Origin of the sequence: Kitasatospora sp. NBC_00374, from assembly GCF_041434935.1 — a bacterium.
Lineage (GTDB): Bacteria > Actinomycetota > Actinomycetes > Streptomycetales > Streptomycetaceae > Kitasatospora.
On the sequence record NZ_CP107964.1, the window covers coordinates 8,112,976 to 8,126,048 of the forward strand.

The 13,073-nt window shown below is 73.1% G+C and carries 13 protein-coding genes and 1 tRNA gene; 6 read left to right on the forward strand and 8 right to left on the reverse strand.

The window, feature by feature from the left end:
- Window positions 1–141: 141 nt before the first annotated feature.
- From OG871_RS35410 to OG871_RS35420, 3 genes are all read left to right on the forward strand, one after another.
- On the forward strand, window positions 142–588 hold the full coding sequence (locus OG871_RS35410) for an SRPBCC domain-containing protein (protein WP_371502432.1): 447 nt from the start codon (window positions 142–144) through the stop codon (window positions 586–588).
- Window positions 585–950, forward strand: coding sequence for an ArsR/SmtB family transcription factor (locus OG871_RS35415; protein ID WP_371502433.1), 366 nt, complete (start codon window positions 585–587; stop codon window positions 948–950). Before OG871_RS35410 ends, OG871_RS35415 begins: the two co-directional genes overlap by 4 nt.
- 189 nt (window positions 951–1,139) lie before the next feature.
- Window positions 1,140–1,454, forward strand: a complete 315-nt coding sequence (locus tag OG871_RS35420; RefSeq protein WP_371502435.1) for a hypothetical protein — start codon at window positions 1,140–1,142, stop codon at window positions 1,452–1,454.
- A 59-nt stretch (window positions 1,455–1,513) separates the two neighbouring features.
- On the opposite strand, the gene OG871_RS35425 is transcribed toward OG871_RS35420, so the two are convergent.
- From OG871_RS35425 to OG871_RS35445, 5 genes are all read right to left on the reverse strand, one after another.
- Window positions 1,514–2,035, reverse strand: coding sequence for a hypothetical protein (locus tag OG871_RS35425; protein WP_371502437.1), 522 nt, complete (start codon window positions 2,033–2,035; stop codon window positions 1,514–1,516).
- Window positions 2,036–2,162: 127 nt separating this feature from the next.
- Window positions 2,163–2,258 (reverse strand) — tRNA-Ala (locus OG871_RS35430).
- A gap of 157 nt (window positions 2,259–2,415) precedes the next feature.
- Window positions 2,416–3,558: a PP2C family protein-serine/threonine phosphatase gene (locus OG871_RS35435; RefSeq protein ID WP_371502439.1), complete on the reverse strand. Its 1,143-nt coding sequence runs from the start codon at window positions 3,556–3,558 to the stop codon at window positions 2,416–2,418.
- A gap of 204 nt (window positions 3,559–3,762) precedes the next feature.
- Complete coding sequence (gene ykgO / locus OG871_RS35440; protein WP_371502441.1) at window positions 3,763–3,885, reverse strand: type B 50S ribosomal protein L36; 123 nt, start codon at window positions 3,883–3,885, stop codon at window positions 3,763–3,765.
- 454 nt (window positions 3,886–4,339) lie between these two features.
- Window positions 4,340–5,242, reverse strand: a complete 903-nt coding sequence (locus OG871_RS35445) for an ABC transporter substrate-binding protein (RefSeq protein WP_371502443.1) — start codon at window positions 5,240–5,242, stop codon at window positions 4,340–4,342.
- A 308-nt stretch (window positions 5,243–5,550) separates the two neighbouring features.
- On the opposite strand from OG871_RS35445, the gene OG871_RS35450 reads away from it, so the two are divergent.
- Window positions 5,551–6,090: a SigE family RNA polymerase sigma factor gene (locus OG871_RS35450; protein WP_371502444.1), complete on the forward strand. Its 540-nt coding sequence runs from the start codon at window positions 5,551–5,553 to the stop codon at window positions 6,088–6,090.
- A 58-nt stretch (window positions 6,091–6,148) separates the two neighbouring features.
- The gene (locus OG871_RS35455) at window positions 6,149–6,952 is read left to right on the forward strand and encodes a hypothetical protein (protein ID WP_371502446.1); all 804 of its coding nucleotides are present in this window, start codon (window positions 6,149–6,151) and stop codon (window positions 6,950–6,952) included.
- Window positions 6,953–7,169: 217 nt separating this feature from the next.
- Here the strand turns inward: OG871_RS35455 and OG871_RS35460 are convergent, their stop codons facing one another.
- Window positions 7,170–8,054 (reverse strand): SDR family oxidoreductase, encoded by an 885-nt coding sequence (locus OG871_RS35460; RefSeq protein ID WP_371502447.1) that lies wholly within the window; start codon window positions 8,052–8,054, stop codon window positions 7,170–7,172.
- A 280-nt stretch (window positions 8,055–8,334) separates the two neighbouring features.
- Window positions 8,335–10,806: an RICIN domain-containing protein gene (locus tag OG871_RS35465; protein WP_371502449.1), complete on the reverse strand. Its 2,472-nt coding sequence runs from the start codon at window positions 10,804–10,806 to the stop codon at window positions 8,335–8,337.
- A gap of 708 nt (window positions 10,807–11,514) precedes the next feature.
- Between OG871_RS35465 and bfr the strand changes: the two genes are divergently transcribed.
- Window positions 11,515–11,994 carry a bacterioferritin gene (bfr, locus tag OG871_RS35470; RefSeq protein WP_371502450.1) on the forward strand — a complete coding sequence of 160 codons (480 nt, stop codon included), beginning with the start codon at window positions 11,515–11,517 and terminating at the stop codon, window positions 11,992–11,994.
- Between the two features lie 15 nt (window positions 11,995–12,009).
- Here the strand turns inward: bfr and OG871_RS35475 are convergent, their stop codons facing one another.
- The gene (locus tag OG871_RS35475) at window positions 12,010–13,038 is read right to left on the reverse strand and encodes a LacI family DNA-binding transcriptional regulator (protein WP_371502451.1); all 1,029 of its coding nucleotides are present in this window, start codon (window positions 13,036–13,038) and stop codon (window positions 12,010–12,012) included.
- Window positions 13,039–13,073: the final 35 nt, after the last annotated feature.

Genomic DNA, 13,073 nt, shown 5'->3' on the forward strand with positions numbered 1-13,073 from the left:
CGGCCGGGGACGTTTCGAGTGCCTGCCGGCCGGGCCTGCTCCCGGGCGCCCAGCCCCGGAAGTGCAACTCGCGGGTTGCGCTCGGATCTCTGACGTGCAACCCTGGAGTTGCACTCAACGGCGACAACGAAGGAGCCCCTCATGACCGAGGACCGGATCGAACGCGAAACCCTGATCGAGGCCCCCTTGGAGCGGGTCTGGTCACTGGTGGCAGAGCCCGGGTTCTGGGTGGCGGACGCGGGAAGCGTGTCCGGCACGGTGGCCAGGGAGGGCGAGTCGATGGTGGCGAAGAACTCCGAGTACGGCGAGTTCCCGGTGCGTGTGGAGAAGGTCGAGCCGCCGACCTACCTGGCGTACCGCTGGGCCAGCGCCTTCCCCGGGGAGGACCTGCGCGAGGACAACAGCACCCTCGTGGAGTTCACCCTGACCCCGGAGGGCGCCGGGACCCGCCTTCGCGTGGTCGAGAGCGGGTTCGCCGCGCTCGCCGCGTCCGAGGAGCTGCGCAGCAGGGCGGTCAAGGACAACGCCGGCGGCTGGCCCCAGGTGCTCGACGCGTTCCGGAAGCGCGCCGAACAGGCCCCCGCGTGACGGAGGAGCACCGCGCCGCCGCCGAGGGGGTCGACAGTGTCCTCGCGGCCCTGGCGGACCCGACGCGGCGGCAGCTGCTGGACCTGCTCTCCGCGCAGGGCGAGGCCACCGCGACGACGCTCGCGGAACAGCTGCCCGTCTCGCGACAGGCCGTCGTCAAGCACCTCGCCGCACTCGACGCCGCCGGGTTGGTCACCGGCGGCCGGGTGGGGCGCGAGGTCCGGTACGCGGTGCGACCGGCGGCGCTGAACGCGACGGCGCGATGGATGACCGCCCTGGCGACCGACTGGGACCGGCGCCTGGCGGCCGTCAAGCGCGTCGCCGAGGCGGCGGAGCGGGAAGCGGGGCCGCCGCAGGGCTGACACCGGTGGCGGCTCGCCGGGCATCCCCCGAGCGCATCCGGCTCGGCAGGTGCCCCTCGAAGCCCCACCGGCCCGGGTGCGGGGCGGCCGTCCGAGGGGTGCCGATTGTTGGGCCGGCGGTCCGCTGGGCTTTGCCTGCCGGTCGGTCGGCTGCCGGTACGGTCGGGGGCCGACGGTGGAGGTGGTGGCGTGCCGAAGGTCTCGCAGAAGTCGGCCGACTACGAGGTGTGGCAGGGCGATTCGCTGATCGGAACCCTCTGGGACGTGCGGGGTGATCACCCGTGGTCGGTCGGCCGGTTCGTTCCCGGCGGTGGCTGGGCCGCGGTGAGTCCGCTCTTCGCCGCGCAGGAGGAGTGGCGGCAGCAGTCCTTCTCCGAGGGGATGGTGTGGGCCGCGGTCGGCGTTCGCCGGCTCGGGGTGGAGCTCCGTCCCGTACGGGGCGGTGAGCCGATCCGGCCCTGGAAGATCTTCCTCGCCGAGGACCGGGCGAGCTTCCGGGACTGACGCGCCGGCGGCCGGTCGCCTCGGGGGCCTGCCCACAGGAACGGATCGGCGCGAGCCGCTCAGACGGAGGCGTTGGCCTGCTCCAGTGCGCCGACGTACGCGGCCAGCACGCGATCGTAGGCGTCGGCGATCTCGGCGAGCGCCTCCCCGTGTGTCACGTAGAGGTCGACGAGCGGTTTGAGGCTCTCCGGCTCGTCATCGGGCGCGATTCCGTCCAGGAGCGCCGTCTCCGTCCCGTCGAAGTCGGCGAGCACGGCGTCGAACGGGTCGAGCTGCCTTTCGGCGTCGGCGATGGCCTCCTCGATCGCCTGCCTCGGCGCGCCCGCCCGGAGCGCGTACACCGCGTCCAGCTCCGCGCGGCGGCCGGCGACCTCGGCCCTGGCGTCCTCCACGGCCTGACGCAGTCCCCGCGTCTGGGTGCCCGTGACGATCAGCAGCTCCTGCCACGTCATGGTGCGCTGCTCCTGGCGCTCCTGGCGCTCCTGGCGCTCCTGGCGCTCCTGGCGTACTGGGCGCTCCTCGCGCTTTCTGCGGCCGAACATGCAGACGCCCCCGATCGTGCCCGACAGTCCGATGATCATGGCATCCGATCGCCGTCCCGCCAAATGGTCAGCCGTAGCGACCTCGGCCGTACGAAACCGGGTGGGTGGCAGCGTCGAAACCGCCGAGCGCGCGAGCCGGCCTTCCCGTCCGTCACCTCGGACCGGGCGGAGAGGGCAGGATTCGAACCTGCGCGGGCCCGGTGCGGGCCCTGCTCGGCCGTTGCCGGCCTGGCACCCGATGAGCCGCTCCGGGCACCTCTCCCTGGCCGAGGAGCCGCACTGTCCTCCCCGGCGCGTGTTCATGGTGCCGCGACGGGCTGAGGCGGGGCTGACGGGAGGCTGACCCGGCTCCTCGGCTCCGAGGCGCGCAGCCGCCGACGGCCGGGAGCCGGCGGTGCCGCGGACCCCGGGCGGGTCGCTCAGGCGGTGGAGTCCGGTGCGGACAGCGCCGTGCGGCGGATCGCCACCATCGCGACGTCGTCGCCGAGGCGCGCCCCGACGTGGTGGCGCAGATCGCTGTGGATCGCGTCCAGGAGCCCGGCCGGTGGCAGGGCGGTCCACCGGCCCAGGCGGTCGGCCAGGGGATAGAAGTCGCCGTCGCGGTTACGGGCCTCGACGACGCCGTCCGTGTAGAGGAGGAGCGTGGAGCCGGGCGGAAAGCCGAACGTGTCGGCCGGCGGACGGGCTCCGGCCAGGTCGCCCAGGCCGAGCGGCGGGGTCGGGGTCGTCGGCTCCAGCGTGCTGACCACGCCCGCGTGGAGCAGCAGCGGCGGCGGGTGACCGAGGTTGGCCACCAGGATCCGGCGGTCGTCGTCGGACGGCAGGTCGATGAAGACCGCGGTGACGAAGTCGCCGTCGTTGACGCCGGGCCCGCCCTCGCCGGCGGCCTCCGCCATGACCTCCCGGAGGTCCTCCTCCACCTCGGTGACCAGGTCCTCCACGCGCCGGTGGTGCCGGGCGGCCCGCCGGAAGGCGCCGAGCACCTGGCCCGCGGTCTCCAGTGCGACCAGGCCCTTGCCCTGCGCGTCTCCCAGCAGGATGCGGACCCGGCCGTGGGCGACGGTGGCCGCGTAGAGGTCGCCGCCGACGGAGGACTCCTCGTCGGCGGTCAGGTAGAGGCAGGCCAGGTCCAGCGGTCCGATCCGGGCCGGCGGCGGGCGCAGCAGGATGTGCTGCAGCACCTCGACGGTCGACCGGGACCGGGCCAGCTGGCGTTCGCGCTGCTGCCGCACGGCGGCGGCGATGAGCGCGGCGAGGCTGATCACTGCGATGGTGGCGAGCTGGACGGGGAAGTTCGGGGACCCCAGCTGGGCGTTGGCGCGGGCGGAGAGGATCACGCACGGCAGCATCACCAGGATGACGACCAGGACTCCGGCCGGGCCGCAGAACGCTGCGGACAGCGGCGGCGCGGCGACCATCAGCGGGCCGAACCGGATGGTGGGCGGGGTCAGCTCGTCCACGACCAGGAGAGCGGCCGGCAGCGCCGCCATCACCGCGACCAGGTTCCACGGGCGCGGCCACCGGCGCGCACGCCGAGCCGGCCGACTGCTGCTGGCGGACACCTGCCCACCTCCCGGAAGCCCGTCGTCCCCGCTGCCTGCCACCCTCAGCTTCCCGCACCGGGCCTCGGGAGGCCGCTCGACCGGCCACCAGGGTGGCGGCGGCTGGGCCGGACGGGTCGGACGCCGGTGCGGCGGGTGACGACCGGGCCGGTCGCGCGCGCCTGCTCTCGACGGGCGGAGAGGACGGCGGGCCGCAGGCTGGTCTCAGCCCTGGCGTGCCTTGTTCCGGGGATCCTTGCGGTTGATCACGTACACCTTGCCGTGCCGGCGCACCACCTGGGCGCCCGGCTTGTTCCTGAGTGAGCGCAGCGACGTGCGGACTTTCACGGGAGTTCCACCTTTCGTCGATCGACACCTCGAACTGTGGAGATGACAACCGGTTCCGACTGGCGCCGCATTCCCGCGCGGTGCGTCCCCGTCGCTGCGCTCACCCTCAGGGCGGGGAGCGCGGAGCCGGATCCGGCGGAAGCGGTCGGCATACCGACGGTTTCTGGACAGATGAGCGCGGAATCGGCCGCAGAGCAGACAATTGTCATGCACGCGCTCCCGTGTCTGGGGTATATAGAAGCCAGGCCCGGTCGGCACTCCCCCCACGGAGCGGCAACCGGGCCTCAGCTGGGCAACAGGGTCCGGTCGGCGCTCCCCCCACGGGGCGACGGCCGGGCCCGCATGTTGTTCGATGCCAGCAGCACGCAGCGTACATGACACATCTACGCATGGCTACCGCGGGCGTCCGATCGAGCCGTCGGAGGTCTCGCCCCGCCGTGCCGGGAGGCGCCGTTCAGCTGCCCCCGTTGACGACGGAGTTCTGTACGGCGCCGGCGGTCAGCTGCCGTGCCCCGAGGATGCTGTCGTAGGTGCCGTCCACCACGAGGGAGTTCATCGCCTTGGTCAGGACGTCCCGGAGCCGGGTGTCGGCCTTGCGCAGGGCTATGCCGTAGGGGCGCGGCTGCAGTTGCTGGCCGGCGACGTCGAAGCTCTGGCCGTTGTCGACGGTCTGGGCGTTGTACAGCGCCTTCGGGTAGTCGGTGATGTAGACGTCGACCTGGTTCTTGTGCAGGTTGGTCAGGGCGTCCGCGTCCGCGTCGACCTCCACGAGCTTGAGGGGCTTGCGCTCGCGCTCGCAGGCCTTCTGCTGGCGGGTCGCGAGGTCGTCGTGGATGGTGCCCTTCTTCACCGCGACGGACCTGCCGCACAGGTCGTCGAGCTTCTCGACCTTCGCCGGATTGCCCTTGGCGACCATCATCCCGATGCCGGCCATGAAGTAGTCCACGAAGTCGACGCCTTCGTTGATCGGCTTGTTGTCCTTGTCGACGCCCTGCTGCCGCTCGCGGGTGTCGGTGATGCCCGACATCCCGATGTCGAACTTCTTGTCGAGCACCCCGGGGAGCACGTTCGCGAAGGGGCCGACGTCCTGGAACTCGAACCTGACGCCGAGCGCCTTCCCCAGCGCGGAGGCGAGCGCGGGATCAAGGCCGTCCGGCTGTCCCTGCGGGTTCCGGAAGATCATCGGGGCGGCCGTGTACGAGGCGCCGACCCGGATCACCCCGGCCTTGCGGATCGCCTCCGGCAGCTGGTCGTGCAGCGAGGGCTTGCCACCGTTCGCGCCGCAGGCGCTCAGCAGGAGGGCGCCGGTGGTGACGGCGGCAACGGCGCCGCAGCGGCGGCTGGTCGAGGGGGTCATCTTCGCTACTCCCGGAAGGGTCGACGCAGGGTACCGGGGTTCGAACATGGCGGCAGGCCGCGTCAACAGAGCGTCGCACCGGCCCCGTTCCGGCGAGACGCATCCCGTCAGCCGGCGCAACCGTGCCGATGCACGGCGGCGCCCGGAGGACGAGAGGCTGGCCAGACTATAGCGGCCATGGGCACGTCAGCCCCCATCGGGTGCCACCGGTCGTCAGCGTAACGGAGCCGGTGGGGGCCCTCCCGGGCGGGCCGAAGGACTTTTCGGACACCTGCAACGTAGCCGCGGGCCCTCCGCGTTAGCCGGGCATGGACCACTCATCGACGACCGATCACGCACCGCCGGGACCGCTCGACTTCCTCGACTTCGCCACGGCGTGTGGCGGACAGTTGCACAAGACGGCCTACCTGCTCACCGGCGGTGACCGGCATCTCGCCGAAGACCTGGTGCAGGAGGCACTGAGCCGGATGTTCGTACGCTGGCGCCGCCTCTCCCGACTGGAGAACCCGGCCGGCTACGCGCAGACGGTCCTGGTCAACACCTTCCTGTCGCTGCGCCGCAGGCGCAGCAGCAGCGAGCGGGTGACCTTCGAGTTCCCCGAGATCGCCGTGACCGACACCGACCCCGCGCTGCGCCTCACCCTGCTGCGCGCGCTGCAGGACGTCTCCGCCCAGGACCGCGCCGTCCTGGTCCTGCGGTTCTGGGAGGACCGCAGCGTCGAGGAGACCGCCGCCGTGCTGCGCCTGAGCGCCACCGCGGTCCGCTCGCGCAGCCACCGGGCGCTGAACCGGATACGCGCCCTGCTCGGCGACGGCTTCGCCGAGCACGTGACGGCCGATCCGCGCTGACCGCGCGCCGCCTCCCGTCACCCTCGTCATTCCACCGGATCTGAAAGCAGGCTTTCCCATGTCTCTCGAGGACGACTTCAGCCAGGCCCTGCGGGAGGCCGCCGAGGCCTCGCCGCCCGCTCCGCTGGGCCTCATGGCGGCCGGCGCGGCGCAGCGCGGGCGGCGCCGCAAGCGCCGGCGTGCGGTGGCCGCGAGCGCCGCGGCCGTGGCGGCGCTCGGATGCCTCGGCGCGCTGACCCTCCAGCTGCGCCCGGTGGCCGAGGCCGCCGGCCCGTCGGTGGCGACGTCGCCTGCTTCCTCGGCGACCCCCACCGCTCCGGCGGTCGCCTCTCCCTCGGCCCCGGCCGATTCCGCCCGGCTTCTGGAGCTGTTCAAGTCCAAGCTGCCCGCCGACCTCGCGCTCAGCGGCCCGGTGCGGCGGGACCCCGTCCCCGGCACGCGCCTCGACCTGATGGTGGCCGCCTACACCGCCTCGGACGGCCACGGCACGGGCGGCGTGGAGATCAGCCTCGGCCGGGTGGTGCCGTGGCCGGGCTGGCCGGCGAACGTCGAGGGCTGCTCGGACGTCCCCAACTGCACCACCACCGCGCAGCCCGACGGCAGCTACCTGACGGTCTACCGGCCGGATCGGGCGGTCGGCGGAGAGCAGGTGTGGAGCGCCTGCCTGCGGCGGCCCGACGGGGTCACGGTACTCGTCAGCGCGGGCAACGTGCCGGGCCCGGGGGCCGGCCTGATGGAGCCCTATCCGAACGCGCCGCTGCTGAGCCCGGCCCAACTGTCGGCCCTCGCCCTCGACCCGGTCTGGCTGCCGCTGGCGGGCGGCCTGCCCGCGTCCTCACCGGCTGCGGCCCGCCGGGGATGACAGCGAGACCGGCCCGGTCGCCTTCGGCGCGTTGTCCGGCGCGCCGGGCCCTGACGGAAGGACTTGCGACGATCGGGTTCGCACGTGCCGAGCGCGTGGGCGTCGAGCTCGCCCGGGAGGCGCCGGGCGGCGGACGGAACGAGACGGTGGCCGCCGGCGCGGCCCGGCGGCACAGTCCGTGACGTTCGACTGTCGCCCCCCGCCCTCACCCTCTGCCTCACGCCCCTGCGGGCGCGCCCTGCTGCTCCACGGTGCGGCGGCTCCACTCGGCGACGGTGGTGGTGGGGGCGCCGAACAGGTCGTCGGCCTCGGTCGGGTCACCTGCCTCGGTGGCCTCCCGGAAGTACGCCATGCTGTCGATCGCGGTGGTCAGGGCGTCGTCGCGGCTGACGGCGGCGACCACGCGGAGCAGCCGGAGCGGGGCGGTGGTGACCTTGCTGCCGGGGTGGGCGGCGGCGCAGTACGTCGCCAGGGCCTCGGGGATGGACAGGGCGTGCGGGCCGAACACCGTGAGGGTCCGGCCCGCGGCCGCGCCGGTGCGGTGGGCCGCGCCGACCATGCCGGCGAAGTCGTCGGCGGCGAGGAAGCGGAACGGCAGTTGCTGGCGCCCCGGGACGGTGGCCCTCGCACCACGGACGAAGGAGGGCAGCGACTCCATGAACCAGCTCGGCCGGAAGACGGTGAACGGGACGCCGGAGGCCCGAACGGCCTCCTCGGCGGCGAGCTTGGCCGCGGTGGCGGGGAACCCCGCGTGCTCGGCGCGGACGGTCGCCCCGGAGACGTAGGTCAGCAGTCGGACGCCGGCGTCGGCGGCCAGCCGGGCCACGCTGGCGGTACCCAGGTGCTCGATCCGGTCGTAGTCCTGCGGCCGGGGGCCGCCCGTGATCGCGACGTGCACGCCGGTGCAGTCCAGCAGCGCCTTCCGCACGCTCTCGGGTGACTCGACGTCGCCGGCCGCGATCTCGTAGCCGGGGCCGAACAGGGCCCGGGCGCGCTCGGGGTCGCGGGCCAGGATGCGCACGGTGACGCCGTCCCGGTGCAGGCGGCGGGCGACGGGGCCGCCGCTGCGGCCGGTCGCGCCGATGACGAGGATGCGCTCCATCGGTTCGGTTCTCCTTCTGGTCGGTGTCGGGCGGGACCGGTTCCGCCGGTGCGAGGAGCCCCGGTAGCCCGAGGCAGGCCTCACCCCGGCGCCGTCGGCCCCCCTCGGCCGGTCATGGCCACCGGTTCGCGGACGCCCTGGTGCGGTCATGACTCGCTGGTCAGTCTACTGACCGTCAACTCGTCCGTGCGGTCGCCGGAAAACCGATCGGGCCCCGCGGCTGGATGCCGCAGGGCCCGATCGGCCTGGTCCGCTCAGCCCCGCCCCTCGGGGCCGGGCGTCAGCTGATGGTCCAGCGCTGCAGCGCGGATCCGGTGTCGGCCTGCTGGGTGACCAGGGCCCCGTCGGAGGCCGACGCGGTGGTCAGCAGGAGCCCGCTGCCCTGTGCGGCGACCCGGTAGCCGCCGCCCGCGAGGGCGGTGACCACCCAGCGCTGGTTGCCGCCTCCCGTGCAGGACCACTGGATGATCTGCGCACCGGGCGAACCGCTGCCCCCGCTGACGTCCATGCAGAGGTTGGAGAGGCCGTTGACGATCTGGTAGCTGCCGTCGGGCTGCTGGGTGAAGACCCAGCTCTGGTTGGTGCCGCCGTTGGGGCTCCAGGTGATCAGCTGGGTGCCCGGGCTGGTCGAGTGGTTCGGGTCGTCGAGTGCCTTGCCCGAGGCCACCAGGGTGTGGCTGCCGCTGAGCACCGGGTTGACGGCCCAGGTGAAGGACGTCGAGCCGGTGGCGGTGCCCGAGGACGCGGTGACCGTGACCGTCGAGGATCCGGCGGTGTTCGGCGTGCCGGAGATCAGCCCCGAGGAGCTGATCGACAGGCCGGCGGGCAGGCCGGTGGCGGAGAAGGTGAGGGCCTTGCCGGCCGAGTCGTTGGCGGTGAGCTGGAGCGACACGGCCGTGTCGACCTTCCCGGACTGGCTGCCGGGGCTGGTGACCGAGACCGTCTCGGGGGCCGGCCCGGTCTGGGTCAGCGTCAGGGTCTGCTCCGCCGCGCTGCGGGACCCGCCGACCTGGTTGCCGGTGGTGTTGCTCCAGCTGCGGGTGGGTGTGGTCTCGGCGAGCCGGCCGGAGTCCGCGGACAGGCCGATCACCAGGCCGCTGTAGCGGTTGACCAGCCGGTAGGTCCCGTCGGGGGTGTTGGCGGCGGAGGTGCCGGGGATGACGAACCACTGCTGTCCGACGGTGGGCCCGCCCGCCGCGGCGGCGGTGACGGTCGGCTGGGCGCCCCACGCGCGGCCCGACGTGACCGCGGAGTTGACGCCGAGCAGGCGGCCGGTGGAGGAGTTGACGATCCGGTAGGACCCGTCACCGTTGCCGGCGAAGATCCACGACTCCAGGGCGGAGCCGGTGGCGGTGGCCAGCGAGGTGGTGGCGGAGCCGCCGGAGACCTGCGCGAGGACGCGGCCGCCGCCGCTGCCGATCCGGTAGGCCTTGGTCTCGTCCACCGGCGCGGCGGCCCGGGTGGAGGCGCCGAGGGTGATGTCGACGTACTCGCCGGAGGCGCCGTTGGAGCACTCGAACGCGCAGTAGGACCGGAAACTCCGCCCGACGATCGTGGAGTTGGTCCGGTTCGCGCCGTCGAGGAACCAGCGGTACCAGGAGTTGGTGGTGTACCCGCCGGTGTCGCCGATCAGGTGCCACTTCTGGCTCGACAGGTCGTCCGTGACGTAGAACCGCTGCGGGGCGACGCCCGACACGGCCTCCGGCTCACCGATGTACAGTCGCAGGTAGGCGTTGTAGGCGACGTTCATGACGAACAGCGGCGACTTCGGCGGCAGTTTCCCGGCCGCGATCTGCTGGGCCGCCGTGCCGGTGTTGGCGGGGTTGTAGTCTCCCGCGACCGGGGTGTAGCCGGTCTGGCTCGCGGAGTCCACCGGCATCTGGTTGCTCTCCAGGCCGCCCACGCCGGGCTGCGACCAGGCGCCGTTGTACCACTTCTGCCAGGAGCCGGGCGCCATCTTGGCGGAGATCGGGGCGCGGGCGACGTGCGCCAGGCTGTCGGTCCAGTTGCCGCCCTTCTCCACGATGCGCGAGCCGTAGAAGACGTAGAAGTAGCCCGAGGCGGTGTCGACGAACAGCCGCTGGTCACCGTCGCCGTAGGAGTACGTCTGGTTCGGGAACTGCGCGGTGTCGCCGCGCTGGGTGGAGTACGGCGAGGTGAGCACGTGGTCCCTGATGGTCCAGGTCCTGCCCTGGTCGGTGGAGACCGCGTAGTCGATCGCGTCGAAGTGGATGCCGTCGGCGAACGGCGACGGGGTGAACTCGTTGTGCACCAGCCCGTACCAGTCGCCGGTGTCCGGGTCCACCCAGACGCCCGACAGGTCGCAGTAGTTCTTCTGGGAGTAGCTCGCGTTGCCGACCGAGTAGGTCGCGCTCAGACCGGTCGGGCTGTTGTTGCACCGCCAGGTGGTGTCGTTGTTCCGGTCGTTCGCGTTCGCCGGGTTCACCGCGTTGCTGATCGCGCCGGAGCGGGTCGCGGTGTCGAAGTCGGTCCCCGTGAAGAAGTCCCAGTAGCGCGGCTGGGTCGCGCCGTACAGGGCGGCGGACTGCTGGAAGTAGAACGTGCCGTCCTTGTCGATGTAGGGCGAGGCCGGGGTGTCCGTCGGGTGGGCGTACTGGACCGGCGAGCCGACGGTGATGGTGTAACCGGCGGTGGGCGGCGTCGCCGACGCTGGGGTCGCGGCGGTGGCGGACAGCGTCAGGGCGGCAGCGGCGAAGGCGGCGGCCACTGCTCTGCGGGGCGGGGAGGACACAGGTACTCCTTGGGGGTGGGGGAGGATCGCGGGGAGGGACCGCGAGCCGTGGCTCCGGCCGTCCGGGTGTCAGGGGTACGGATCGGCGGGGCCGGCTCGTGGGGACAACAGGCGCCGGGCCGGACGGGCCGCACCGGTCGGCACACCGACGGGCCGGCCCAGGTGTGCGGACCCGGGCCGGCGGTCGTACGTGTCCGTCCTGCGAAGCCCGCAGGACGGCGACCGTGTGTCAAGTTGCTCATTCCTGGGTCGGTTGGAGCAACTTCGAGCAAACCGTGCAGCACTCGCCGGGGGAAGTCAAGAGCTGCCCACCGGAGTTCCACGGAGAGTGCTGCACCCCCGGCCGCGCCCGCGACAAAAGTCCAAGTCCCCGCGACAGGTGTCCGTTGACGGTGGCGGCCGCCCTGCACAAGCTTGCAGAACAGGCGCAGAACCGCAGTACGCAGTGACGACCGGAGAGACCCCGAGCCCGGGGTGCGTGCCCGGGCCCGCGCGGCGTGCCCTGCCCGAACGGACCGAGCCCGGAAGGCCCCGAATGCCCTCGACACTCCCGACGACCGCCACCGTCGCCCACGCGGGCCGCCCGCGCCGGTGCACGGTGGCGACCGCGACGGCCCCGCGTTCCAATGGAAGGACGCGCCGCAGGCTGTCACGGAGCCTGCCGGCAGCCGCACACCGGCCGGCACGCCGGAGAGAGCGAGACGTCCGATGGACGGCGACGCCGAGGTCATCGAGTACCTGAACGAGCAGCTCACCGCCGAGCTGACCGCGATCAACCAGTACTTCCTGCACGCCAAGATGCAGGAGCACTTCGGCTGGACCAGACTCGCCGCCCACACCCGCGCGGAGTCCTTCGACGAGATGCGGCACGCCGAGATCCTCACCGACCGCATCCTGATGCTGGACGGACTGCCCAACTACCAGCGGCTCTTCCACGTCCGGATCGGCCAGAGCGTCACCGAGATGCTGACCGTGGACCGGACCGTCGAGGTCGAGGCGATCGACCGGCTCCGCCGCGGCATCGCCGCGATGCGCGCCGGGAACGACGTCACCTCCGCCAACATCTTCGAGGCGATCCTCGCCGACGAGGAGGAGCACGTCGACTACCTCGACACCCAGCTCGCCCTGGTCGAGAAGCTCGGCGAGGCCCTCTACATCGCCCAGCTCATCGAACAGCCCTCCACCTGACGGGCCGGGGCCCGGCTACCGCCTCGGCGTGCTGCCGCGGAGGACCAGCTCCGCGGGGAGCAGCAGCCCGGCGGCCGGCACCGCGGCGGGGTCCTCGACGGCGGTGATCAGACGGTCGACGAGGCCCCGCGCGATGGCGGCCAGCGGCAGGCGGACGCTGGTGAGGGCGGGCTGGAGGAGCGTGCAGAGCGGGATGTCGTTGAAGCCGGCGACGGCGACGTCGCCGCCGACGGTGAGCCCCGCGGCGCGGACGGCCTGGTAGGCGGTGAGGGCGAGCCAGTCACTCGCACAGACCACGGCCGTCGGGCGGTCCGGGCCGGTGAGCAGGCGCTGGACGGCGCGGGCGAGCGCGGCCGGGTCGTCGTCGGGGGCGCCGACCTCGAACCCGCCGTCGGGGGCGTCGGCCGCCGCCTGGAGGAAGCCGGCCCGGCGGTCGGCGAGCCAGGGCAGAGACGCAGCGGAGTTGAGGTAGCAGATCCGGCGGTGGCCCTGGTCGAGGAGACGCCGCACGAGCTCGGCGGTGGCGGCGGTGGAGTCGATGTCCACCCAGTTCTGCGGGCGGCCCGGGGCGGTGCGCCCGAAGGCGGCGAACGGGAAGCCGGCTTCGGCGAGCACGTCCACCCGGGGGTCGTCGTGGACGACGTCGGAGAGGACGAAGCCGTCGACCTGCCGGGCGGCGATCAGGCCGTGGAAGGACTTGGCGACCGCGCCGGCGCCCTGCCGGGGGTCGGCGCGGAAGAGCAGCACACGATGGCCGACGGCGTCCGCGGCGGTCACCAGGGCCTGGAGGAATCCGCCCATCAGGGGATTGGGGTCCGCGGGGTTGTCGGCGGGGGCGGGATAGGCGATGACCTTGCGGGTGCCGGTGCGCAGGCTCCGCGCGGACTGGTCGGGCTGGTAGCCGAGCTCGTCGATGGCGGCGGTGACCCGGGCGAGCGTGGTGGCGCGCAGCCGGTCGGGCGCGTTGAGGGCGTTCGAGACGGTCTGACGGGAGACGCCGGCCGCGCGCGCGACGTCCTCGATGGTCACCTGGCGAGCGGTCATCGTTCCTCTGCTGGCGGTGGTCGGCGGGCCGGGGG